The following is a 22331-nucleotide window of genomic DNA, read 5'->3' as shown; positions in this document are numbered from 1 at the left end:
TTTCTGAGTGTCTGGGAATGCGTTTCAGGGAACAGGTGACCCCGGACTTACTGAGCGTCCGCGGCGACCTGCAGTTTCACGATGTGATCCGGGCTGCTCGGCGGCTCGCCGCGCTTTATCATGTCGACATATTCCATGCCCTTCGAGACCACGCCCCAGACGGTATATTTGCCGTTCAGGAACTGGCAGTCCGTGAAGCAGATGAACCACTGGCTGTCGGCGCTGTTCGGGCTCTGGGAACGGGCCGCACCCACGGTGCCGCGCACGAAGGGTGCGTTGCTGAATTCCGCCTTCAGCTTCTGGCCGCTGCCGCCCATGCCGGTGCCGGTCGGATCGCCGGTCTGTGCCATGAAGCCGTCGATCACCCGGTGAAAGATGATGCCGTCATAGAAATTCTGCCGGGCCAGTTCCTTGATGCGCGCCACGTGATTGGGGGCCACGTCAGGGCGCAGCTCGATTTCGACGCGTCCATATTCCAGGTCGAGATAGAGCGTGTTTTCAAGATCCGCGGCGCGCGCCGGGCCGGTCAGCAGGACTGCCGACAGCAGGACCAGCAGGGCGTAAAGGCGATGGGCCATGTATGCCTCCGAGAGTGAGCGTTTCCGGCGGCACCATAAACGACCGCGCTCAGCGGGCAAGACCGAACAGGCTTTGCGTGTCCAGATGGGCTTCCAGATGGTCCGCCAGCCGGTCCAGGACGCGGTCGATTTCCGCGTTGAAGCCGATGTCCGAAAAATGTGTGGCACCGAGACCGGCAAGGAAATTTCGGCGGAAGCTGTCGTCGGAAAACATCCCGTGCAGGTAACTGCCGGAGATTTGTCCTGAAGCCGAGGTGGCGCCGTCCTGGTGCGGGCCGGAACCATCGTCGATGGTGGCGAAGGGTCGTATCCGGTCCGGCCCGTCCGTGCGGCCGATATGGATCTCGTAGCCGGAGACCGGATGGCCAGACGCCGCTGTGCCGGTGACGCGGGTCAAGGCCTTCTCCGGCGTCAGCACGGTCTCCACATCCAGCAGGGCAAGCCCGTCCGCCGATCCCGCCGGCCCCTCCAGGCCGTCCGGGTCGTGCACCTGTCGGCCCAACATCTGGTAGCCGCCGCAGATTCCCATCACGCGGCCGCCGCGCCGGACATGTGCGGCAATATCCACGTCCCAGCCCTGGGTCCGCAGGTCGGCGAGATCGCCGATGGTGGATTTCGAGCCGGGGATCAGGATCAGCGCGGCGTCGCCGGGCAGGGCCCGGCCCGGCTCCACGATATCGACCGTGACCGCCGGCTCGAGCCGCAACGGATCGAGATCATCGAAATTGGCGATGCGGGACAGGCGCGGTACCGCAATTTTCAGCGGTCCGCCGGTTTCCCGGGCGGCGCCCTCGAGCGCGACGGCGTCCTCGGCGGGGAGTTTGCCCGCCTCCGCGAAATACGGCACCACGCCGAGCGCCGGCCAGCCGGTCCGCTCTGTGATGATACGCAATCCGTCGTCGAACAGGGAGGCGTCACCGCGAAACTTGTTGATCAGGAAGGCGACGATGCGGGTGCGGTCCGCATCCGGGATAACCACATGGGTGCCGACCAGCGAGGCGATGACACCGCCGCGGTCGATATCGCCGATCAGAATCACAGGGCAGTCCACGGTTTCGGCAAATCCCATATTGGCGATATCACCTGCCCGCAGATTGACTTCCGCCGGACTTCCCGCGCCCTCGACCAGAATCAGATCCGCCCCCTCTTTCAGCCGGGTGAAGCTTTCGCAGACCGCCCCCAGAAGATCCGGTTTCATGGCCTGGTAGGCGCGGGCCTTGGCGTGGCCGCGGGCTCTGCCCTGGACCACGACCTGGGCGCCGAGATCGGTCTCGGGTTTCAGCAGCACCGGGTTCATGTCCGTGTGCGGCTCGATCCCGCAGGCACGGGCCTGCAATGCCTGGGCCCGGCCGATCTCGCCGCCATCGACGGTCACCGCGGCATTGTTGGACATGTTCTGCGGCTTGAACGGGCGGACCCTGAGGCCGTTCCGGGCCGCCAGCCGGCACAGGCCTGCGACCAGAACGGATTTCCCGACATCCGAGCCGGTTCCCTGAAACATCAGTGCTTTTGCCGTCATTTCCCGCCACGCATCCCGTCAGTTCCAGTGCAGGCTAATACCGCAGGCGATTTTGTTTGTCCTGTTTACGAAATCTTCAGGTTTTGCGCGTAAAAAATGTATCAGGCGGGTGATTTCTTCGGATGCAGCCTGCAGCAGAACACTCGAGCCTTTCGACTTCGCTCCCTCCCTCTCGGCTCGAGCTAGGGCGGTCCCTCGGGACCGCCCGCCTTATTTGATCCCATCTTATTTTGTTTAAGGCCAGACACGCAGGGATCCCGCGCGTTTCGCGGCAAATTCCAATACAGATCAATTTTGGTCCTGTTTATCGTATTGACAATCAGTCGCAACAAGCATCATATGCGAATGACTCTTAATTGCGGGTATCGCGCGATGTATGTGTGTCTGTGCAATGGATTTACCAATCGCTGTGTCGACAAGGCCATCGAGGCCGGTGCGCGGACGGTTGGTCAGGTTTACCAGAATGTTGGCTGCCGTCCGCAGTGCGGGACCTGCATGAACACTATTCGCGAGCAGCTTGCAGTGCGTACCAGCGAGATCGAGATATCCTCGACGGATGCTGCGTAGGTTCGAGAGTAATTCCTAACTCTTTGTTATATTGAGTGTAATTCGCAATATTGATGTCGCGAACTTCCTTGGAATTATTCTAATCAGTGCTATCTTCGGCTCCGGGACATTCAATCTGGAGCAAGGCCTATGAAGGGCGATAGCAAGGTTCTCGAGTTTCTGAACAACGGTCTGAAGGGCGAACTGACCGCCATCAGCCAGTATTTTCTGCACGCCAAGATGTTGCAGGACTGGGGTTTTTCAAAGCTCGGCAAACATGAATACGACGAGTCGATCGACGAGATGAAGCATGCGGAAAAGCTGATGGCGCGCATTCTTTTTCTCGAAGGTCTGCCGAACCTGCAGTATCTCGACAAGCTGCTGATCGGCGAGGACGTCAAGGAAATCTTCGAAGGCGACATGAAGCTGGAGCTGGACGGCATTGCCAACTACAAGGCCGGAATCAAGCATTGCGAGTCGGTCGGCGACTATGTGACCCGTGATCTTTTTGCCGAGATCCTCGAGGACGAGGAAGGTCATGTGGACTACATCGAAACCCAGCTCAGCATGATCGAGAAGATGGGCATGCCCAACTATCTGCTGCTGCAGTCCGAAGCGAACGTAATGGATTGACGCAGATCCGCTTTCTGGATCTGTACAGAGAAGCAGGACATCCCGCCGGAGCGGCGGGGTGTCCCTTTTCGTTTTGAATTAGGCCTCCGGCGCCGGTCGTCCTGCCGGCGCGAAGGCGGCGTGGGCGAGGAGCATTACGGCGTGCGCCGTTGCCTGGATGCTGATCTGCTCCATCCACAGTCCGAGACGGGACTTGACCAGACCGGTCTGATGCTGCCGGGCTGCATTGATCATGCGCAGCAACACCTGCTCGTCGATACTCAGCGGGGCTGTCGGTGTGGTGGCGATGGCAAGCCGCCGGCGGCTGCCCAGAACCAGCAGGATCATCATCCGGTTGAGTGGGGCGAGGGCCGAGGCCAGCCCCAAAAACTCGAACGCGTCCAGAACCGAGCCGGTCGCGCAGCGTCGCTCTTTGTGGGCACGCATCCATTGCCGCATGCCCCAGAGAATAAGCGCTTCGAATTCGTCCAATGGCGGGGTGACAAAAGCCTTCGGGAGCGGCCCGCTGCCGGCTCGCGCCTGGATGCCGGTTTGTTCTGCCAGCAAATGCTGCACGTCTGATCCCTCCCATTAAATGACAAGGGACAAAATAATGATTTTGAGAATGAGTTGCAATTAAAAATAATTCATCCTTGGGCGATTATGCCGGACTTTTTCCTACCAGCTCGAAACAGGCATCGACGATAACCTTGAGGCCGGCCTCCGGGCTCCCGAGTTCCACCGATTTGGCCGCGCCGATGGCCGTCTCCAGAAGCGCCTCGTCGCGGGCCGCGCGGATGAAAAACTGTGTCAGTGCCTTGCCGGGAAGTTCTTTCGCCGGATTGTTCAGCACCCGCGCCGCACCGAGGGTTTCGATGCGCTTGGCGGTCACGAGATGTTCCAGGTTCCAGGGCAGGATTGCTTGCGGGGTGCCGGCCATGGTGCCGGCAACGGCCGTGGAGAGCCCGCCATGATGCACCAGCAGTCGCGCCTTCGGCATGACCTCGTTGAAGGGCAGAGGCGTCGGGCTGATCCGGAACCGGGCGGTGGAATTCTTGTGGGCGGCATCGGAACTGATGCCGCTGATATAGGCCAGCACCGGCAGGCCGCTTTGCTTCAGGGAATCGACCGCCAGCTTCAGCAGCGGGTGGGAATGCGGCATGTAGAAAAACACGCCGTCCGCCGGTCTCTGTTCATTCGGCAGCGGCGTGATATCCGTCGGCATGTTGAAGGGCGGGACTGTCCTTTCCTCGCGATGGGCTGCGTAGGGATCGACGATGGAGAGGGTCAGCGGAAATGAACGGTCGCCGTGAAAGGCGTCGCTCAGATAGGGGAGCTGTCCCTCGCCGCGCAGCCGCAGAACCTTGTTGATGATGCCGAGCAGGTGCGTTTCATGCTCTTTCGAGAAATCCTCCAGCGCATCCTGCCACGGCCGGATCGGCGGCATGGGCCGGCCGCCGGGCGGCATTGTGTAGCCGTTGCCGATGGTCAGGGACGGGATCCTGCCGCGCGCCGCGATGTTCATGGTCGGGCTGAAATCGCCGATCACCAGATCCGGCCGGACGGCGGCGAAAAGGCCGCTCCAGGCTTCCAGCCGGGCCGCGAAACCGCCTTCGTTGCCATAGCCGATGAGCTGCATGACGTCCGCGAAGGAATGGGTTGGAACGGTCCGCGCCTTCGGGTCGGAGGGCATGTTCCAGCGCGGGATCGGCAGCAGATGATAGCCGTCCGGCAGCTTGCCCGTCGCAGGATCCCAGAAGGCATCCGCGCGTTCCGTTTCCTGCAGGGCGAGGAAGATATCCGCGCCCCGTTCCCGGAGCGCGCGGGCGATCGGTTTGATCCTGTTGATATGGCCGAGTCCGGCACCGAACTCCCACCCGAATAAAATACGCATGAACCGTGACTTTTCAGTAGCTTGATTTCTTCGCATAGTGACGCCGCAGATTCGGAAAGCAAGCTGGGAAAGAACGGAATATGGAACAGCCGCAGCAATTGCCTGTCGGAGAGAAGATCTTCCTCGATCATGTGGCGCATTTCGTGCCGGACATGGCGGAGGCGCATCGCGAGCTGAACCGGCTCGGTTTCGTGCAGACTCCCTATACCGAGCACCGCCATCTTGTCGAAGACGTGGCGGAGCCGGTTCCGTCAGGAACGGCGAACCGCTGCATCATGCTGCCGGAAGGCTATATCGAGGTGATCACGGTCTCGGATGCCACCACGCCCCTTGGCCAGCGCACGGTGGGGCAGATGGAGCGGTATGTCGGCCTGCATCTGATTGCTTTCGGCTGCGCCGACCCGGAAAGTGTGCAGGGCCGGCTGACCCTGACCGGCTTTCACCCGGAGCCATTGGTGCATCTGAAACGTTTTGTCGGCCTGGCCGATGGGGGCGAGGACGAAGCCTCCTTTACCGTTTGCCGGGTGCGGCCGGAGGACATGCCCGAGGGCCGGGTGCAATATGTTGCGCATCATACCGAGGAGATCGTCTGGCAGGATCGCTGGTTGCACCACGGCAATGGCATCGTCGCGCTGCGGGATGTGGTGGTCGGCGTCGATAGTCTCGATAAGGTGGCCGCGCGCTACTGCTGGTTCCTGAACCGAGGCGGCCCGAAGCCGCTGAGCGAGCATGTCTGGCGCATTCCGCTCGACCGGGGCGGTGTGGTGATCGTCGATGAAGACGGTCTCGCTGATCTCGTGCCTGAGGCCGAGCTGCCGGAAGACGGCCCCCTGATCGTCGGCTACGGGTTGCTCTCCGAAGATCTGGCGAAGACCGAATCTTTCCTGAAGAAACGCGGATTCGCACCGGAAGCGCTGGATGGTTATCTGCGGCTTTCGCTGCCGGACAGCATCGGCGGGACGCTGTTTATTGCGGAGAATGAGGCGGATTTACCCTGGATTCAGGGATAGAGTCATAAAATCGCCAGCAAATGCGTGTAGAAGAGGGTCCGACAAAGGGAGATCTATTATGTCCAGGACACTGATCGCGACAATGATGAGCGCGACGCGTCACACGCAGGAAGACTATACTTTCACCGTCGATGATGACGCAATCTGGTCGAAGACACCGATCAAGATCATTCGTGCCTTTGCGGAATTCGTCGACGAGAAGGTGTTTCCCGACGAGATGGTAGATTTCGAGATCAACGCCTCCTTCAAGAATGAAGACCATAAATGCGTCACCGCGATGGGGCAGATGGTGTTCGAGCGCGGCCGGATTCCCTTCACTCTGATGATCGGCGAGCGCGGAACGTCGAAATAGGCCATGATTCCGTCCGTGACAGCCGCGAGTGCGAATTGATGACCGATGCGTCCCTGCCGGAGAGCCAGGCTCTTCCGCGCCTTGAAGGCCCGGAGCGATGGCGCGCCTGGTGGCACCTGATGGCGCAGGATCATGGATTCATCCGCTCAATCTATCTGAACAAGCATCTGGTGCGAGATGACCTCTGGCGCGCGGCACAGCCTTCGCCGTGGCATCTGGAACGGCTGGCCAAGGCCGGTTTCCGTACCGTTCTCAATTTGCGCGGGTCGGAGCGGGATAATTACCGTTACCGGTTGGAACGGGAAACCTGCGAGCGGCTTGGGCTGAAGCTGATCAGCCTGCCGATCCGGTCCCGCCGCCCGCTGAAGCGGGAGGTCATGATCGACGCGATCAATGTCTGGGACCAGATTGAAGGCCCAACCCTGATGCACTGCAAGTCCGGTGCTGATCGTACCGGGTTGATGAGCACGCTCTATCTGCATGTGAAACACGGTGTGCCGATGCGGGAGGCGATGGGCGAGCTATCCCTGCGCTACGGCCATCTGCGGCAGGGCAAGACCGGCATCGTCGACTACGTCTTCGAGACGTTCGCCGACCGGCACGATGAAACCGGGATCACATTCCGCGACTGGGTCGAGACGGAATATGATCCCGATTCCCTGAAGGCGTCCTTCCGCGATCAGTGGTTCGCTTCACTGATCGTCGACAAGGTGCTGCGCCGGGAGTAAGCCGGTTTACGCGGCGATCTTGCCGTTCAGTTCATCCTCGATGAAGGCCCGGATGACGGCTTCCATGCCTTCATCCTGGGTAAAGCCGAGCGCTGCCGCTTTCTTGGTGTTGAAGGCGGGGGGCCAGCCCCGCACAATCTTCTCGATGAAAGGGTCTGGCTCCCAGTCGATGCGGGAGGCGACAGCCGGACCGGCGACATGTTCCAGCGCTTTTGCCATCTCCGCGACGGTGAGGGAGAAGCCCGGGAGCGAGACCGTGCGGGATGCGCCCCAGGCACTGGCGGCCAGATTGTGGGCGTGCAGCGTATTCTCGACGATGCTGCGCGGGGAGGCGAGCCACATCTTGGCGTCTCCGGATACCGGACAGACGGCGCGTTGCCCCTGAAGCGGCTCCCGGAAGATCGAGCTGGCGAAGGTGGAAGCGGCCTTGTTCGGCTTGCCCGGACGGACCACGACGGTCGGGAAACGAAGAGAGCGGCCATCCACGAAGCCGCGCCGGCTGTAGTCCGAGACCAGCAACTCGCCGATGGCCTTCTGGGTGCCGTAGGAAGTCGTCGGCGTGGTTGCCGTCATGTCCTCGACGATATTGGGAATGTCCCCGCCGAACGCGGCGCAGGAACTGGCGAAGATCATCTTCGGCGCGCCGTCGGCCTGCCGCAGGATTTCCAGAATGTTCCGCGTGGCATCCAGATTGACAGCCATGCCGAGCTCAAAATCCTCCTCGGCCCCGGCGCTGACGATGGCGGCGAGATGGAAGACGCTGTCGGTGTCGCCCGGGATCGCCTCGGCCAGAAGAGCGCTGTCGGTGATATCGCCCGAGAGGCTGCGGACGCGGCTATCGTCCGTCAAGGCGGCAGGGGCAGGGACAGTGTCCAGCAGGGTCAGCCCGGTGATGCTCTGTCGGCTGCCGTCGGCGGCGACCAGCGCGTTGGAATCGAGCAGACGGCGGGCCAGTTTCTGACCGATGAAACCCGTGGCCCCGGTGATGGTGACCTTCATAGGGACCACTCCTTCTTCCATCCGAGCCCGTCGAGGGTCCCGGCCTTTGGCTTGTATTCACAGCCGACCCAGCCGTCATAGCCAAGCTGGTCCATCAGATCGAACAGGTAACGATAGTTGATCTCGCCGATATCGGGCTCGTGCCGGCCCGGGACGCCCGCGATCTGGATATGCTCGATCAGGTCGAGATAGTCCTGCAGGTGGACCGCGAGATTCCCTTCCATGATCTGGCAATGATAGAGGTCGAATTGCAGCCGGACATTATCCGCGCCGACGGCCTCAAGGATCGACCGGGCCTGGGCCTGATAGTTCAGGAAGTATCCGGGAATATCAATGCTGTTGATCGGCTCGATGATCAGGGTCTTGCCGCGTGCGGCGGCGATCGGCGCCGCCTGGCGCAGATTGGCCACCAGGGTTTCCGTACAGGCCTCGCGGGAGACGCCGTCGGGGACAAGACCGCTCATCACGTGCAGGCGCGGGCAGTCGAGCGTGACCGCATAGTCGAGTGCCTTTTCCAGTGCCGCACCGAAGGTATCTTCGCGTCCGGGAATTGCCGCGAAGCCGCGCTCTCCCGCTTCCCAGTCGCCGGGTGGCAGATTGAAGAGAGTCTGTTCGAGTCCGGCTTCCTTGAGACGCGCCTTGATCGTTTCGGCCGGGAAGTCATACGGAAACAGGAACTCGACGCCCTTGAACCCGGCATCGGCCGCTGCCCGGAAACGGTCGAGGAACGCGTGCTCCTGAAACATCATGGAAAGATTGGCTGCCAGTCTTGGCATGAACACCCCCTTGTTTGCCGGTCCTTGAAATTGCCGGTTGAAGCGCGGCGCCGCGCTTGATTGGAAGGGCAGCCTACAGCAGACTGCTGCCTTCAATCCAGAAACTGATTCTATAAGGGAGGCATGCGGTTATGGCGCCTATTCTCGGCTGTATCGCGGACGATTTCACCGGAGCCACCGACCTCGCGAACATGCTTGTGCGCGGCGGCATGCGGACGGTGCAGCTGATTGGTGTCCCCGATGAAAATGCACCGGTGCCAGATGCCGACGCCATCGTCGTCGCCCTGAAATCGCGCACCAATCCGGTCGCAGAGGCGGTCACCCAGTCACGCGCCGCGCTGCAATGGCTGCGAGATGCAGGCTGCCGGCAGTTCTTCTTCAAATACTGCTCCACATTCGATTCGACCGACGAGGGCAATATCGGCCCGGTGACGGATGCGTTGATGGCGGATCTGGGCACGGACTTCACGGTTGCCTGTCCGGCCTTCCCCGAGACGGGGCGGACGATCTTCAAGGGGCATCTGTTCGTCGGCGATCAGCTTCTGTCCGACAGTCCGATGCGGAATCACCCCCTGACTCCGATGACCGACAGCAATCTTGTGTCGGTTCTGCAACGACAAACTAAAAAACCAGTTAAATTGATTCAATTCGCTACCATCGAGGATGGACCAGAGGCAATTTCGGCTGAAATTCAGGCGCTGAAAGCTTCCGGCGGTGGTATTGCCGTCATCGACGCGGTGCTCAATAAGCACCTTTTTTCAATAGATTACGCTTTGTCTGATCTGACGCTGATCACCGGTGGCTCCGGTATTGCCATCGGGCTTGCCGAGAACTACCGGCGGCAGGGCCTGTTGGGCGAGATGGGCGGCGCCGATGCGATTCCGGCGATTTCGGGTCATGCAGCGGTCCTGGCCGGAAGCTGTTCCGTCGCGACTCTCGGCCAGATCGAGCGGTTCAAGGCAGAGCATCCGTCGATCGGCATCGATCCGCTGCGCCTCGCTGACGGTGAAGATGTGGTTGGCGAGGTGCTGGACTGGGCGCGCAGCCGTATCGCGGCAGGGCCGATACTGGTCTATGCCAGCCAGCCGGCCGATACAGTCCGGGAAATCCAGGACAGGCTGGGCCGCGCTGAGGCGGGGGCATTGATCGAGGAGGCGTTGGCGGCAATTGCAAAGGGATTGGTCGCGGCGGGAACACGGCGTCTTGTGATCGCCGGCGGTGAAACCTCGGGCGCCGTCGTCTCCGCGCTGGGTGTCTCCGGACTGAGGATCGGGGCGCAGATCGATCCCGGGGTGCCGGCGACGGTGACGATTGGCAATGAGCCCATTGCCCTGGCGCTCAAATCCGGCAATTTCGGCGGGCTGGACTTTTTCGCCAAAGCGCTGGCAGCCATGCCGTAAGGAGGCGGGCGTTCGCGTCCTACTGTTTCTCGAAGACGAGGGAGACGGATGTTCCGAAATTCGGATTGCTCCTGATTTCGATGACCACATTGTAGGGAGCAAGCTGCTTCTTGATAATTGAAAGACCGCGGCCGGTGCCCAGCTCGCCCTCTGAGCCTTCTGTCGGCTTCACCGGCAGGAACTGGAGGACTTCCGACAGCTTGTCCGCCTGCATCCCTGTTCCAGTATCACGGATAATCATGATGACGGCGCCGGATCTCGGGTCGCATTTTCCGATCACGGCGACGGTTCCACCGGATGGTGTGAACTTGATTGCATTGGTGATCAGATTGCCGAGAACATCTTCAAGAATGTCCTGCGGAATCGGTAGTTTCGGGAAACCGCGCTCGAACTGCACGTAAAGCGAGATGTTTTTCTGCTCTGCCAGCGCCGAGTATCGCTCGACGGCAATCTTGGACACGGCGTGAGGGTCTGTTAGCGGAGTGACGGGGGCGGACTCGCCGCCGTCCAGCAGGCGGTCGCAGATTCGCACCAGAGCGTCGGCGGCATCGTGGGCAATCGAGGAATAGCGCTGATACTGCGGATGGCTGTGTGGTCCGTGTTTCTCGGTCTTCAGCAGGTGTGTATAGGCGCGAAGAGCGCTCAATGCGTTTCGCATGTCGTGTGCAACGTCGACGACCATTTCAGGGTCGCCGACATGCACTCGCTTGGCCGCTGCACTTTCTGAAGTGCCAGATCCGTCTGTCATATGCGTCTTTCGCATGCCCATAACGCGCCGTTTTTTATCAACTTCTGGTAACGAGACCACGAAGCGAGCGTTGGTCTCGCTTTCGGTTTATGTGCACTGCACGGTGGTGCGTTACAATTTGCTGCTGGCAGATCCTTGCACATTCTTGTGCTGAAACGGATTGCTAATTTTCGCGCGAAAATCAAAAGATTCCGTTAATGGGACTCGCGCAAGACCGGTGTGCCGCTGCGACCAACCAGGAAGTCCAGGTCCGCGCCTTTGTCGGCTTGCTCCACATGCTCAACGTAAAGTTTGGAATAGCCCCTGTCATAAGGAGATTCGAACCCGGGCCAGGCAGCGCGTCGACGCTCCATTTCCTCGTCCGAGACGTCCAGATGCATGCGCCGGGCATCGACGTCCACCTCGATCATGTCGCCATTCTGCACGAAGGCGAGCGGTCCCCCGGCGGCGGCCTCCGGCGCCGAATGCAGGATCACCGTACCGTAGGCCGTCCCGCTCATCCGGGCATCGGAAATCCGGATCATGTCCTTGATGCCCTTCTTGAGGACTTTCGGCGGCAGGCCCATATTCCCGACCTCGGCCATGCCCGGATATCCCTTGGGGCCGCAGTTTTTCAGGACCATGATGCAGGTCTCGTCGATATCAAGCTCCGAATCGTCGATCTTCTCCTTGTAGTCCTCGATGGTCTCGAACACCACGGCCCGGCCGCGATGCTTCATCAGTTCCGGTGATGCGGCGGATGGCTTGATGATGGCCCCGTCGGGAGCGAGGTTGCCGCGCAGGACGGCGATGCCGCCATTCGGCTTGAACGGCTTGTCCAGGGGGAAGATGACCTCCCGGTTCCAGCATTCCGCATCCTTGTTGTTCTCCCAGAGCGTCCGGCCGTTCACCGTCATCGCATCCTTGTGGATGAAGCCCTCAAGCTCCCGGATGATGGCGGGCAGGCCGCCGGCATAGAAGAAATCCTCCATCAGGAATTCGCCGGATGGCATCAGGTTGAGCAGGCAGGGCACATCCCGTCCCAGCCGGTCCCAGTCGTCCAGCGTGATGTCGATGCCCATCCGCCCCGCGATGGCCAGAAGATGGACCACGGCATTGGTCGAGCCGCCGATGGCGCCATTGACCATGATCGCGTTCTCGAAATTCTCCTTCTTCAGCACGTCCGAAAGCCGGATGTTCTGACGCACCATGTCGACGATGCGCCGTCCGGCCATCTGTGACAGTACGTTGCGCCTGGAATCCACGGCCGGAATAGCGGCGTTGTGGGGCAGACCGGCGCCGAGGGATTCCACCATGGAGGCCATGGTCGAGGCGGTGCCCATGGTCATGCAGTGACCGGCGGAACGGGCATTGTCCTGCTCCGCATCCATGAAATCCTGCAGGGTCATCTCGCCCGCACGAACCATTTCGGAGAATTTCCAGACATGGGTGCCGCTGCCGACCAGCTCGCCGCGGTAATGACCGTTCAGCATCGGGCCGCCGGAGACGGTGATGGTCGGCAGATCGCAGCTGGCCGCGCCCATCATCAGCGACGGCGTGGTCTTGTCGCAGCCGACCAGCAGCACGACGCCGTCCATGGGCAGGCCGCGGATCGCTTCCTCGACATCCATCGAAGCGAGGTTGCGGTACAGCATGGCCGTTGGCCGGAGCTGGCTTTCGGACGTGGAAAAGACAGGGAACTCTACCGGCATGCCGCCGGCTTCATAGACACCCCGTTTCACCCGCTCCGCGATATCGCGGAAATGGGCGTTGCAGGGATTGAATTCGGACCAGGTGTTGCAGATGCCGATCACCGGGCGTCCGTCGAACATGTCGCCTGGAATACCCCGGTTCTTCATCCAGGACCGGTGCGCCCAGCCGTCCTTGTCGGCTTTTCCGTACCAGTCGGACGAGCGCCGTTTGCCTTTGTCCGGGTCGTTCTTGTTCGAATTGTCTGCGGCCATTGCGCCGGTCTCCCCCTTGACCATCGCCCGGTTTCAGCGCCGGACGTTCTTTTCATCTGTTGCGAACCGTCTCACCGGTTCGCAACAGGGTCAAGGTGGTGCCTGCTTGGCGCTGCTCGGGTTCAGCCGTTTTTAGCGGCCCAGTCCGTCAGCTTGGTCATGAATTCAACGCATTCCTCGACCTGGGATATCTCGATGAACTCGTCCGGCTGGTGCGCCTGCTGGATATAACCGGGGCCGAAGATCACGCCCGGGACGCCGGCCTGCTGGAAGAAACCCGCCTCGGTGCCGAACGAGACCGCGCCGGACTGGTTGAGGCCGGTCAGGTGGCGAATCAGGTCTTCGGCGGCGGATTCCGTGTCCGGCACGAGCGGCGGCACGTCATTGACCAGTTCCATGGTCACGCCGGCTTCCGGAGAGACGGCCTTCAGGGCCGGGTTCAGCTCGCTCTCGATATAGTCGCGGACACGCTGCTCGATAACTTCGCCGTCGTCACCCGGGTGCAGCCGCATGCCCCAGCGGAATCTGGTGAATTCCGGGATGATGTTGTGTGCTGTGCCACCTTCGATGACTCCGAGATCAATAGTGGTGTAGGGCGGATCGAACGGGCTGTCCTCATGCGCATTTTCCCGCAATTCTGTCTGGATCTGCTCCAGCAGGTTGATGATCCGGGCGGCGAACATGATGGAGTTGGCACCGCGATGCGGCTCGCTGGAATGGCCGGGCACGCCGCGGACAACGACAGAGAGGCTGCGGCTGCCCTTGTTGCCGCCGATGATCTTCATGCCGGTCGGCTCGCCGACCACAACGGCGATTGGCAGCGGCAGGTTCTCGGCCATGTCCTTGATCAGGCCACGCACGCCAATGCAGCCGATTTCTTCATCATAGGAAAGGGCGATATGGATCGGCGTTTTGAGGCCACGCTTCTTCATCTCCGGCGCCATGGCAAGGGCGATGGCACAGAAGCCCTTCATGTCCGCGGTGCCGCGGCCGAACAGCTTCTTCTCGGCTTGCCACATCTGGAATGGTTCGTTGCTCCAGTCCTGGCCGTCGACGGGAACCACGTCGACATGGCCGGAGAGGATGACACCGCCCTTGTCTTCCGGGCCGATGGTCGCCCAGAGATTGGCCTTGGTCTTGTCCTCGTTGAAGGTCGTCCGCGTCGGAATGCCGTGGCCTTCCAGATAATCCCGCGCGAAGTCGATCAGCGCGAGGTTGGAGATGCGGGACGTGGTGTCGAATGCGACCAGGCGGTCGAGCATGGAAATGGATTGGGCGAGCATCTCGCTCATGTCGCGATACCTTTCCGGGTAGCGCTCATCGGCGCCAGAAAGAGGGAGAGAGCATCACCAGGACGGTGAACAGCTCCAACCTGCCGAGCAGCATGCCGAATGACAAGAGCCATTTTGCGCTGGCCGGCAGGGAATCGAAGTTTCCGGCGGGGCCGATGATCGGCCCCAGGCCGGGGCCGACATTGCTGATCGCGGTGGCCGCGCCGGAGACCGCGGTCATGAAATCGAGGCCGATAAAGGCCAGCAGCGCTGCGAGTACCGCGAAACAAAGCATGTAGAGGAAGAAGAACCCCATCACCGCTTCCGAAACGGATTCCGGGATCGGTTTGCGATTGTAGTAGGGGATGAAGACACCGTGCGGACGGAGCAGGCGCTCGATCTGCACCTGGGCGGTCGCATAGAGTACCTGCACCCGGAAAATCTTGATGCCGCAGGTCGTCGAGCCGGCGCAGCCGCCGACGAACATCAGACAGATGACGATGGTTACCGGGAAACCGCCCCAGTTTCCGTAATCGGTGGTGACGAAACCAGTCCCCGTCATCACCGAGACCATGTTGAAGGCTGCGTAGCGCAGGGCCTCCATCGGCGCGAACTCGAGCACCCGCCAGTTCCACAATGTGGTCACGGTGACCACAATGGCGACGATCGAGAAGAACCACTTGACCTGACTATCCTGAAACAGGGGCTTCAGCGAGCCGCGCATCATCTTGAGATAATAGACGAAGGGCAGGCTGCCGGCGATCATGCCGACAAAGACGATCCAGTCGACGAGCGCGCTGTCGTAATGGCCGATGGAATCGTCACGGGTGGAGTATCCGCCCGTTGCAATGGTCGCCATTGCGTGGGTGATGGCGTCGAAACCGGGCAGGCCGGCCGACCAGAGCGCGGTGGCGCAGAGCGCGGTGAAAGCGAGATAGATGCCGCTGATCCCGCCCGCCAGCTGGGCTGCACGCGGCACCACCTTGTCGGGTGTGTCGAATGCTTCGGTCTGGAAGAGCTGCATACCGCCGACGCTCAGCATCGGCAGCACGGCAAGCGCCATGACAATGATACCGATCCCGCCGAGCCATTGCAGCAGAGCCCGCCAGAGGAGGATCCCCGGCGGTGCGTGATCGAGTCCGACAATGACGGTAGAGCCGGTGGTGGTCACCCCGGACATGCTCTCGAAGAAGGCGTCGGCTATGGTCATGTCCAGCTGCGAGAAGGCGAAGGGCAGGGCTGCCACGGTGGCAATTGTCAGCCAGCTGAGCGTGGTCAGCAGGAAGGCCTGACGCAGGCTCAGGTTGGTCGCCGACGGGCTTTGCGTGCTCAGCATCAACGAGACGCCGATAAAGAGGGACAGTGCGGACGCGCCGGTGAAAACTTCCCAGTCGGAGTTGCCAACGATGAGGTCCACGCCGGCGGGCAACAGCATGGCCACGGCCATGATCGACATGAGGAGGCCGACAATGTGAAGAACTGGACCGATGGCGATCAAGTCCGCACTCCAATTCCATTTCGCACAGAGCGGGGATCATTGGACTGGCAAAGGCCCGATGTCCAGTACGGAAACGGAAAGGGGCGCGGCCTCGCAGCGGCGCCCCCGGTGCCTGTAGTATGCCGACGCGTCGGTCAGCCTGCTTTCGCCACCAGATCGAAGAACTCCTTGCGAAGCTCGGCATCTTCCTTGAAGCAGCCGGTCATGGTCTTGGTCACCATGCTGGCTCCGGCCTTGCACACACCGCGGGTGGTCATGCATTGATGCTCGGCCTCGATCATGACGGCAACCCCCTTGGGTTGCAGCACGTCCTGGATCGAGTTGGCTATCTGGGCCGTCATTTTCTCCTGGATCTGCAGGCGCTTGGAGAAGGTTTCGACGACCCGGGCCAGCTTGCTGACGCCGACCACGCGGTTGTTCGGCATGTAGGCGATGGAAACCCGGCCGATGACCGGCAGCATGTGATGTTCGCAGTGGGATTCCATGCGGATATTCTTCAGCAGGACCATCTCGTGATAATCCTCGGTCTCCTCAAAAATGCGCTCCAGATAGACCCGGGGATCGCTGTGGTAGCCTTTGAAAAGCTCTTCATAGGAGCGCACGACGCGTGCGGGCGTTTCAAGCAGCCCTTCACGGTCCGGATCGTCTCCGGCCCATTCGATCAGGGTGCGAACAGCCGCTTCCGCAGCTTCGCGCGAGGGGCGCGACCCGACGATCTTGACGTCGACATCGTGGCTTGCGGCAGCCTCTGCGCGCAGTGCGTTGTCGTAAGGCGACATTCTGAATTCCTTCCCGGTCAAGGGCGCATGAATTGTGATGGGGTTACGCCCTCAGTGTTCCCAATGGATGCCCGGTTTGTGCACCCGCTCAGTTTGGCCGTACGGCCGCTTCCGGCAGATCCAGCGAGAAACTGGGTACCGAAACAGTGAAAATCTGCCCGTCCGGGCCGGTCATGTCGTAATGGCCGCACATGAAGCCTGACGGCGTCCCGAGCGGCGTTCCGCTGGTATATTCGAAACTTTCGCCCGGCCGGATCACCGGTTGTTCGCCAACAACGCCCGGCCCGTCGACTTTTTGCTGACGTCCGAGGGCATCGGTGATTTCCCAGTGCCGGGCCCGCAGTCGCACTTCCTCGTCGCCATGATTCTCGATCTTGACCTTGTAAGCCCAGACAAAGCGATGATCTTCCGGATCCGAATGGTCCGGAAGATAGTGGGGTTCAACAAGAACCCTGATCGCGCCTGTTGTCTCACTGTACAATCGCTCTGCTCCTCAATCGCGCCGTCATCGTCCTTCATTGGCGGGATTCCCCGGTCCACCGCTATATGTGGAGCGAAATGCCGAAGAGTCTATATCGGACGCACCCTGCGATACCGTCGATCGTCGGACAAGGTTCCGCGCCCGCACAATCTCTCACCATGTCGTGACCATATGGGACTGTAAAGAACGCGCGGCCGTCACCGGCGATGTTAGCCGAAGAGAAAGAGCCCGTCCGAGACTGACGAGGTCGAGACGCCGACCAGGGTGACGGTGCCGCCGTCGTTCAAGGTCAGGATCGTGTTGGACCCAGACGCCGCACTGGTATAGGTGGCGCCGGTTGCAAGCAGGATCCGGTCTTCGGAGGTGTTGAAATCAAGGATCATGTCGGCCCCGGTTCCGTTGCCGATCATTGAGATGGTATCGGCACCGCCACCGCCTGAAATCGTATCGTTTCCGGCGTTCCCGGCCAGGATGTCGGCTCCTAGTCCGCCATCGAACAAATCGGCGCCGGCCCCGCCATACAGGGTGTCGGCGTCCGCACCGCCATATAACGTGTCATTGCCTTGGTTTCCGTAAATGATATCCGTCCCGGCATTGCCGTAGATCAGATCGGCACCGTTATTCCCGGCAAGCCGGTCAGCATCGTCGCCGCCGGCCAGCAGGTCGTTCCCCGCGCCGCCATGCATGGTATCTGTGCCCGTATCCCCGGACAGCGTATCGTTGCCCTGATTACCATAGATCAGGTCGTTGCCGTCCACACCGGAAACCATGTCGTTGCCCTGACCGCCGAGCACGGTGTCGTTGCCGGAATCGGCGGTTATCGTGTCGTCGCCCTGGCCACCTGCGAGCATATCGTTGCCGAGGCCGCCGGCCAGAATGTCCGCTCCGGTATTGCCGTAGATGAAGTCGTCCCCGTTTCCGCCGAACAGCGAATCAGTGCCGGAATTGCCAAACAGCGAATCCACACCTTCATCGCCCGAAAGAGCGTCATTTCCGACCCCGCCGAGGATGCTGTCATTACCGGTGCCGCCAACCAGCGTATCGTTGCCTTGACCTCCCAACAGGGTGTCATTGTCGGCGCCGCCGAAAAGTGCATCGTTGCCCTGACCTCCGAACAGTGAATCCGTTCCGGAATCTCCGTACAGGCTGTCGTCGCCGGTATTGCCGTAGACAACGTCATCCGATGCTCCGCCATAGAGAAGGTCCTGGCCGAGACCGGTGCCACCATACAGAATATCAAGTCCGCCACCGCCGGAAACGGTATCGTTGTCGGGGCCGCCGGTGAAGGTATCCGCCGCTTCCGTAAGTGCCGCGCTGATCTTGGTCTGGGTGCCCAGCAGATTGACGCCGGAGACGGTCACGCCGAGCGTGCTGCTGAACGTGATCGAGATCGTGCCGCTCGATGAAAACAGATAGTTCTGCGGAAAGGAGACCACGTGAGCAGCATTGCTGTTGACGATGACGGTCGCGTAACCCTTCGCGGAATCCAGACTGGTTGCAACCAGTGTCCCCGATGTGATGGTCAGCGTTCCGGTATCGGATGAAAGCGCCGTGATCGCGCTGATGCCGTCAACGGTTGAGGAGACCATTTCTTACCTCCGCGGCGGTCAACTTCTTCGACCGTGCCAAATTGCCTGGCACATTTTGGCCAAGACAGTGTTAATTTTCGACTTATGCAAATCGACTTAAAGAAAAATACTTAACAAACGATTTCGCTTGTAAGCAAGATGCTCATTGCGCATCTTCGGCGGCGTTGCGGGTGTAGTTCAATGGTAGAACATCAGCTTCCCAAGCTGAATACGAGGGTTCGATTCCCTTCACCCGCTCCACCTGAATGTCTGCAAATTTTGAGCTCAATCAGACGAGCCTCGAATTGGCATAATGAGCCGGATCCGAGCCTGGCCGATGCCGGAACTGTTGGCGCAACGCTGCCATGCGCATCTCTTGGCTTGAATTTCTTCTCGACATTCGCTATCTCCCACCCTGCGAGCTAACGCTCGTCGGTTCCAGTTTTTTTTGATCCCGCTCCCGGCATCGTCCGGGCGTTGAGGGATCCAGCCCACATTCGGCGTTTTGAAGAGGCCTAGATCTTTTGGGATCCGATTTGTTCGGCATTCCCCGGGAACCTCTTCTCCAGGATCGTTTTGGTCCCGCCGCACCACCGACGAGACGCAAAAAAGGAGAACTACATGCAGGACAAGCCGCTCATCGGAAAAAATATTGCAATTATGGTCGCTAACGGTTTCGACGAAATTGAGTTCGTCGAACCGCAGAAGCAGCTGCTTGCCGCCGGCGCGACGGTCAAGGCCGTTTCCCGCGCCACCGGCCTCGTCAATGGCTGGTACGACGGCTCCTGGGGCCATTTCTTCCCGGTTGACGCGGACTTGGCCGACACGCTGGCTGTCGATTACGCCGCCCTGATTGTCCCGGGCGGTGTCCGCGGCGTCGAAAAGCTGGCTGAAGATCCCCATGCCCAGCGCGTTCTGAAAGCATTCATGCGCGCCGGCATGCCGGTCGCCCTGATCGGCGATGCCACGTCCCTGATGATCACAATCGAGGACGCCAAGGGCCGGACTGTTACATCTTCTGCCGATGCCCGTGAGGCTCTCGAAGCCGCCGGCGCGAGCTGGGAAGACGTCGCATCCGTGACCGAAGGCAATCTGGTTACCGCCAACGGTGTCGGAGGCATTGCTGAAATGGTGCAGAGCCTTTCCGCACTGATCACCGCTTTCGAAAGCGCCGCGACCGAAGCCGCATAACGCCGCTTCCGAAGCAAAAACTGACGCAGACGGCGTGGATTTCTTGTCCACGCCGTTTTCTTATCTGCAATGATTGTTCTGCTCTGAAATTGCGTCCGGCTGAGGTTCGTCATGTCTGAAATTCCCTCTCCCTGTGTCGCCGTCTGCCAGATCGACCGCACAAGCGGTTATTGTCTCGGCTGCTGGCGCACCATCGAGGAGATTTCCGGCTGGTCCCGGTATGATCGGGAGCGCAGGCTTCAGATCGTTTCCGAACTGCACGACCGCCGGGGGACCGCTGCTCCCAGACCGCGGCGCAGAAACAGGCGACGCAGGGGTGCGGAAACCGGTACCGCGTGATTGGGGGCAGCTATGGCAGGACCAGTATTTCATTTGTTCAATCAGGCGCCGGCGCCGGTGGCGCCGTACAGTCATGCCGTTGAAATCGACGGCTGGTGCCTGATCACGGGCCAGCTGGCGACCGATCCAGAAGATGACGCCCGGCCTTTGCCGGATGGCGTGGAGGCGCAGACCCGCCGGACCATGGAGAATTTGCGCCTGGTCCTGCAGGGGCTCGGGCTCGATTTCAGCCATGTGGTTTCGGCCCGGGTGTTCCTGACGGAGTTCGAGCGCGATTACGACGTGATGAACGCGGTTTATGCCGGCTATTTCGGGGCTGAGACGCGGCCGGCGCGGACCTGCATCGGGGTCACCGGTCTGGCCCGGAAGGCACTCGTCGAAATCGATTGCATCGCCCTGCGGCCGCGCTGAGGAAACGTCTGATATTTTACTTGACAAAGGCGCACATATTGCGCATTTTGAGTTGAGAAAGACACGACCGGTTGGGCGCTGCGATGATGTGGAACCCTGCCGGTCGAACTTTTTCGCGCGGCGGTTAAGAAATAACTTGCTACCGGGGCCGAAAAGCCTCAGAACCCCGCGCTTACATCCGCATTGTGCGGAGCGAAAGGAACGCCAGACCATTCCGCCCAACGGTGTTGCGGCAAGCGGGATGCGACGGGGTAACTGGGACATCTACTGGATAGGAGGGGTTGATGGATAGAAACGTCGCCTTCGCTGATTTGGGGATGGACTCGGATACTCAACCGAGCAGAACCAATTCCGACACCACCGGCACGGCCAATAACGATGGTACGGTCGTTCAATGGGCACCGACGCATTCGGATGCCTCTCTCGACCATTTCGTGAAAAAGGACGGACTGGTCTTTGCCGGCACGCACCTGATCATCGATCTGGTTGGCGCCTCGCGGCTGGATGAACTCGCACATGTCGAGGAAACCCTGCGCGAAGCTGTCGAGGTTTCCGGGGCAACCCTGCTGCATATCCATCTGCATCACTTCACGCCGAACGGTGGCGTGTCCGGTGTTGCGGTGCTTGCAGAGTCACATATCAGCATCCACACTTGGCCGGAGCGGGGCTATGCCGCGCTCGATGTGTTCATGTGCGGGGATGCCGAACCGCACAAGGCGATCGCGGTGCTGCGCCGGGCTTTTCGCCCTGACTCAATTCAGCTCAATGACCTGAAACGGGGCCTGACCGTATGAGCGAGTGGTTTTGCGAAACCCTCCACAGCGGCTACGGACAACGTTTGGTGATCGACAAGGTGCTCTTCCGGGAACGTACGGAGCACCAGGACCTGATCATCTTCGAAAACCGGGCCTTTGGCCGGGTGATGGCGCTCGACGGCATCGTCCAGACCACCGAGGGCGATGAGTTCGTCTATCACGAGATGCTGACGCACGTGCCGATCCTGGCCCATGGCCGGGCGAGGCGCGTGCTCATCATCGGTGGCGGCGATGGCGGCATGGCGCGGGAAGCACTGCGCCACAAATCGGTCGAGCAGGTGACCATGGTCGAGCTTGACCGCAGTGTGGTCGACATGTGCATCGAGCATTTGCCGTCCCTCAGCAATGGCGCATTCGACGATCCCAGACTGGACCTGCAATTCGCGGACGGGGCGAAGTTCGTCGAGGAGACCGATGGCCGCTGGGATGTGATCATCGTTGATTCGACCGATCCTATCGGGCCGGGCGAGGTGCTGTTCCGGGAAAGCTTCTACAAGGCCTGCAAGCGGTGCCTGACCGACGGTGGCATTCTCGTCACCCAGAACGGCGTGCCGTTCGTGCAGGGTGGCGAGGTGACGAACAGCTTCCACCGGTTGAGTCCGCATTTTGCCGATGTCTGGTTCTATACGGCGGCAGTGCCGACCTATCAGGGCGGACTGATGGCGTTCGGCTGGGCCAGTGACGACGCCTCCCTGCGTCAGCTTCCGGTTCCGGTAATTGCCGAACGGTTTGAGGCGACGGAAATTGCCTGCCGCTATTACACGCCGGAAGCCCATGCCGGTGCGTTCGGCCTGCCTCAATTCATTCGAAAGCTGCTGGTTTCGGCCTGAATCTGTTTTCTTGGGTGCCGCTTAAGGCTTTCTTTACTGCTGG

24 protein-coding genes and 1 tRNA gene are annotated in these 22331 nt (G+C 60.7%); 12 read left to right on the top strand and 13 right to left on the bottom strand.

The window, feature by feature from the left end:
• Positions 1-47: 47 nt before the first annotated feature.
• Both RH950_RS00475 and RH950_RS00470 read right to left on the bottom strand, forming a co-directional pair.
• A complete protein-coding gene (locus RH950_RS00475; protein WP_350052588.1) occupies positions 48-578 on the bottom strand; it encodes a peptidylprolyl isomerase in 531 nt (176 codons plus the stop codon).
• A 49-nt stretch (positions 579-627) separates the two neighbouring features.
• Complete coding sequence (locus RH950_RS00470; RefSeq protein ID WP_350052586.1) at positions 628-2097, bottom strand: cobyric acid synthase; 1470 nt, start codon at positions 2095-2097, stop codon at positions 628-630.
• Between the two features lie 372 nt (positions 2098-2469).
• On the opposite strand from RH950_RS00470, the gene RH950_RS00465 reads away from it, so the two are divergent.
• Both RH950_RS00465 and bfr read left to right on the top strand, forming a co-directional pair.
• Positions 2470-2664: a (2Fe-2S)-binding protein gene (locus tag RH950_RS00465; protein ID WP_350052584.1), complete on the top strand. Its 195-nt coding sequence runs from the start codon at positions 2470-2472 to the stop codon at positions 2662-2664.
• A gap of 129 nt (positions 2665-2793) precedes the next feature.
• A complete protein-coding gene (gene bfr, locus RH950_RS00460; protein ID WP_350052582.1) occupies positions 2794-3276 on the top strand; it encodes a bacterioferritin in 483 nt (160 codons plus the stop codon).
• 78 nt (positions 3277-3354) lie between these two features.
• Here the strand turns inward: bfr and RH950_RS00455 are convergent, their stop codons facing one another.
• The gene (locus RH950_RS00455) at positions 3355-3831 is read right to left on the bottom strand and encodes a hypothetical protein (RefSeq protein WP_350052580.1); all 477 of its coding nucleotides are present in this window, start codon (positions 3829-3831) and stop codon (positions 3355-3357) included.
• Between the two features lie 85 nt (positions 3832-3916).
• Positions 3917-5149 (bottom strand): glycosyltransferase, encoded by a 1233-nt coding sequence (locus tag RH950_RS00450; RefSeq protein WP_350052578.1) that lies wholly within the window; start codon positions 5147-5149, stop codon positions 3917-3919.
• Positions 5150-5229: 80 nt separating this feature from the next.
• Between RH950_RS00450 and RH950_RS00445 the strand changes: the two genes are divergently transcribed.
• From RH950_RS00445 to RH950_RS00435, 3 genes are read left to right on the top strand one after another with little or no spacing between them, the layout of a single operon-like run.
• The gene (locus RH950_RS00445; RefSeq protein ID WP_350052576.1) at positions 5230-6159 is read left to right on the top strand and encodes a VOC family protein; all 930 of its coding nucleotides are present in this window, start codon (positions 5230-5232) and stop codon (positions 6157-6159) included.
• A gap of 58 nt (positions 6160-6217) precedes the next feature.
• Positions 6218-6511 carry a hypothetical protein gene (locus RH950_RS00440; protein WP_350052575.1) on the top strand — a complete coding sequence of 98 codons (294 nt, stop codon included), beginning with the start codon at positions 6218-6220 and terminating at the stop codon, positions 6509-6511.
• A 38-nt stretch (positions 6512-6549) separates the two neighbouring features.
• Positions 6550-7239 carry a fused DSP-PTPase phosphatase/NAD kinase-like protein gene (locus RH950_RS00435; RefSeq protein WP_350052573.1) on the top strand — a complete coding sequence of 230 codons (690 nt, stop codon included), beginning with the start codon at positions 6550-6552 and terminating at the stop codon, positions 7237-7239.
• A 6-nt stretch (positions 7240-7245) separates the two neighbouring features.
• On the opposite strand, the gene denD is transcribed toward RH950_RS00435, so the two are convergent.
• Together denD and otnI are read right to left on the bottom strand one after the other, a co-directional pair.
• On the bottom strand, positions 7246-8238 hold the full coding sequence (gene denD / locus RH950_RS00430) for a D-erythronate dehydrogenase (protein ID WP_350052571.1): 993 nt from the start codon (positions 8236-8238) through the stop codon (positions 7246-7248).
• Positions 8235-9014 carry a 2-oxo-tetronate isomerase gene (otnI, locus tag RH950_RS00425; RefSeq protein WP_350052569.1) on the bottom strand — a complete coding sequence of 260 codons (780 nt, stop codon included), beginning with the start codon at positions 9012-9014 and terminating at the stop codon, positions 8235-8237. The genes denD and otnI overlap by 4 nt, the downstream gene beginning before the upstream one ends.
• Positions 9015-9145: 131 nt before the next feature.
• Between otnI and otnK the strand changes: the two genes are divergently transcribed.
• Positions 9146-10414, top strand: a complete 1269-nt coding sequence (gene otnK / locus RH950_RS00420; protein WP_350052567.1) for a 3-oxo-tetronate kinase — start codon at positions 9146-9148, stop codon at positions 10412-10414.
• A gap of 19 nt (positions 10415-10433) precedes the next feature.
• Here the strand turns inward: otnK and RH950_RS00415 are convergent, their stop codons facing one another.
• From RH950_RS00415 to RH950_RS00385, 7 genes are all read right to left on the bottom strand, one after another.
• A complete protein-coding gene (locus tag RH950_RS00415) occupies positions 10434-11162 on the bottom strand; it encodes a sensor histidine kinase (protein WP_350052565.1) in 729 nt (242 codons plus the stop codon).
• Positions 11163-11356: 194 nt separating this feature from the next.
• Entirely contained in the window at positions 11357-13105 is a 1749-nt protein-coding gene (locus RH950_RS00410) for an IlvD/Edd family dehydratase (RefSeq protein WP_350052563.1), read from the bottom strand.
• 122 nt (positions 13106-13227) lie between these two features.
• The gene (gene argE, locus RH950_RS00405; protein WP_350052561.1) at positions 13228-14397 is read right to left on the bottom strand and encodes an acetylornithine deacetylase; all 1170 of its coding nucleotides are present in this window, start codon (positions 14395-14397) and stop codon (positions 13228-13230) included.
• Positions 14398-14422: 25 nt separating this feature from the next.
• Entirely contained in the window at positions 14423-15874 is a 1452-nt protein-coding gene (locus tag RH950_RS00400; protein ID WP_350052559.1) for a TrkH family potassium uptake protein, read from the bottom strand.
• Positions 15875-16008: 134 nt separating this feature from the next.
• The gene (folE, locus tag RH950_RS00395) at positions 16009-16653 is read right to left on the bottom strand and encodes a GTP cyclohydrolase I FolE (RefSeq protein WP_350052557.1); all 645 of its coding nucleotides are present in this window, start codon (positions 16651-16653) and stop codon (positions 16009-16011) included.
• Positions 16654-16741: 88 nt separating this feature from the next.
• The gene (gene apaG / locus RH950_RS00390) at positions 16742-17134 is read right to left on the bottom strand and encodes a Co2+/Mg2+ efflux facilitator ApaG/CorD (protein ID WP_350052555.1); all 393 of its coding nucleotides are present in this window, start codon (positions 17132-17134) and stop codon (positions 16742-16744) included.
• A gap of 209 nt (positions 17135-17343) precedes the next feature.
• Complete coding sequence (locus tag RH950_RS00385; RefSeq protein WP_350052553.1) at positions 17344-18723, bottom strand: calcium-binding protein; 1380 nt, start codon at positions 18721-18723, stop codon at positions 17344-17346.
• A gap of 166 nt (positions 18724-18889) precedes the next feature.
• On the opposite strand from RH950_RS00385, the gene RH950_RS00380 reads away from it, so the two are divergent.
• The 6 genes from RH950_RS00380 to speE all read left to right on the top strand — a co-directional run bounded on the left by RH950_RS00380 (position 18890) and on the right by speE (position 22288).
• Positions 18890-18963: transfer RNA gene (locus RH950_RS00380), tRNA-Gly, on the top strand.
• A 360-nt stretch (positions 18964-19323) separates the two neighbouring features.
• Positions 19324-19893 carry a DJ-1/PfpI family protein gene (locus tag RH950_RS00375; RefSeq protein ID WP_350052551.1) on the top strand — a complete coding sequence of 190 codons (570 nt, stop codon included), beginning with the start codon at positions 19324-19326 and terminating at the stop codon, positions 19891-19893.
• Between the two features lie 111 nt (positions 19894-20004).
• A complete protein-coding gene (locus RH950_RS00370) occupies positions 20005-20232 on the top strand; it encodes a DUF1289 domain-containing protein (protein ID WP_350052549.1) in 228 nt (75 codons plus the stop codon).
• 12 nt (positions 20233-20244) lie between these two features.
• Positions 20245-20643 (top strand): RidA family protein, encoded by a 399-nt coding sequence (locus RH950_RS00365; RefSeq protein WP_350052547.1) that lies wholly within the window; start codon positions 20245-20247, stop codon positions 20641-20643.
• A gap of 284 nt (positions 20644-20927) precedes the next feature.
• Positions 20928-21437 carry an adenosylmethionine decarboxylase gene (speD, locus tag RH950_RS00360; RefSeq protein ID WP_350052545.1) on the top strand — a complete coding sequence of 170 codons (510 nt, stop codon included), beginning with the start codon at positions 20928-20930 and terminating at the stop codon, positions 21435-21437.
• Entirely contained in the window at positions 21434-22288 is an 855-nt protein-coding gene (speE, locus tag RH950_RS00355; RefSeq protein WP_350052543.1) for a polyamine aminopropyltransferase, read from the top strand. The genes speD and speE overlap by 4 nt, the downstream gene beginning before the upstream one ends.
• Positions 22289-22331 lie beyond the last annotated feature (43 nt).

Origin of the sequence: Nisaea sp., from assembly GCF_040217065.1 — a bacterium.
GTDB lineage: Bacteria > Pseudomonadota > Alphaproteobacteria > Thalassobaculales > Thalassobaculaceae > Nisaea.
This window is presented reverse-complemented; position numbering and strand designations above follow the sequence as displayed.

Excerpts from the sequence above, each read along its gene's own strand:
- RH950_RS00370 (WP_350052549.1), top strand. The coding sequence starts at position 20,005 with ATGTCTGAAATTCCCTCTCCCTGTGTCGCCGTCTGCCAGATCGACCGC.
- RH950_RS00415 (WP_350052565.1), bottom strand. The coding sequence starts at position 11,162 with ATGACAGACGGATCTGGCACTTCAGAAAGTGCAGCGGCCAAGCGAGTG.
- speD (WP_350052545.1), top strand. The coding sequence starts at position 20,928 with ATGGATAGAAACGTCGCCTTCGCTGATTTGGGGATGGACTCGGATACT.
- RH950_RS00450 (WP_350052578.1), bottom strand. The coding sequence starts at position 5,149 with ATGCGTATTTTATTCGGGTGGGAGTTCGGTGCCGGACTCGGCCATATC.
- RH950_RS00385 (WP_350052553.1), bottom strand. The coding sequence starts at position 18,723 with ATGGTCTCCTCAACCGTTGACGGCATCAGCGCGATCACGGCGCTTTCA.
- RH950_RS00470 (WP_350052586.1), bottom strand. The coding sequence starts at position 2,097 with ATGACGGCAAAAGCACTGATGTTTCAGGGAACCGGCTCGGATGTCGGG.
- RH950_RS00445 (WP_350052576.1), top strand. The coding sequence starts at position 5,230 with ATGGAACAGCCGCAGCAATTGCCTGTCGGAGAGAAGATCTTCCTCGAT.
- RH950_RS00465 (WP_350052584.1), top strand. The coding sequence starts at position 2,470 with ATGTATGTGTGTCTGTGCAATGGATTTACCAATCGCTGTGTCGACAAG.
- speE (WP_350052543.1), top strand. The coding sequence starts at position 21,434 with ATGAGCGAGTGGTTTTGCGAAACCCTCCACAGCGGCTACGGACAACGT.
- otnI (WP_350052569.1), bottom strand. The coding sequence starts at position 9,014 with ATGCCAAGACTGGCAGCCAATCTTTCCATGATGTTTCAGGAGCACGCG.
- RH950_RS00440 (WP_350052575.1), top strand. The coding sequence starts at position 6,218 with ATGTCCAGGACACTGATCGCGACAATGATGAGCGCGACGCGTCACACG.
- RH950_RS00475 (WP_350052588.1), bottom strand. The coding sequence starts at position 578 with ATGGCCCATCGCCTTTACGCCCTGCTGGTCCTGCTGTCGGCAGTCCTG.
- folE (WP_350052557.1), bottom strand. The coding sequence starts at position 16,653 with ATGTCGCCTTACGACAACGCACTGCGCGCAGAGGCTGCCGCAAGCCAC.
- RH950_RS00365 (WP_350052547.1), top strand. The coding sequence starts at position 20,245 with ATGGCAGGACCAGTATTTCATTTGTTCAATCAGGCGCCGGCGCCGGTG.
- otnK (WP_350052567.1), top strand. The coding sequence starts at position 9,146 with ATGGCGCCTATTCTCGGCTGTATCGCGGACGATTTCACCGGAGCCACC.
- argE (WP_350052561.1), bottom strand. The coding sequence starts at position 14,397 with ATGAGCGAGATGCTCGCCCAATCCATTTCCATGCTCGACCGCCTGGTC.
- bfr (WP_350052582.1), top strand. The coding sequence starts at position 2,794 with ATGAAGGGCGATAGCAAGGTTCTCGAGTTTCTGAACAACGGTCTGAAG.
- RH950_RS00410 (WP_350052563.1), bottom strand. The coding sequence starts at position 13,105 with ATGGCCGCAGACAATTCGAACAAGAACGACCCGGACAAAGGCAAACGG.
- RH950_RS00375 (WP_350052551.1), top strand. The coding sequence starts at position 19,324 with ATGCAGGACAAGCCGCTCATCGGAAAAAATATTGCAATTATGGTCGCT.
- RH950_RS00435 (WP_350052573.1), top strand. The coding sequence starts at position 6,550 with ATGACCGATGCGTCCCTGCCGGAGAGCCAGGCTCTTCCGCGCCTTGAA.
- denD (WP_350052571.1), bottom strand. The coding sequence starts at position 8,238 with ATGAAGGTCACCATCACCGGGGCCACGGGTTTCATCGGTCAGAAACTG.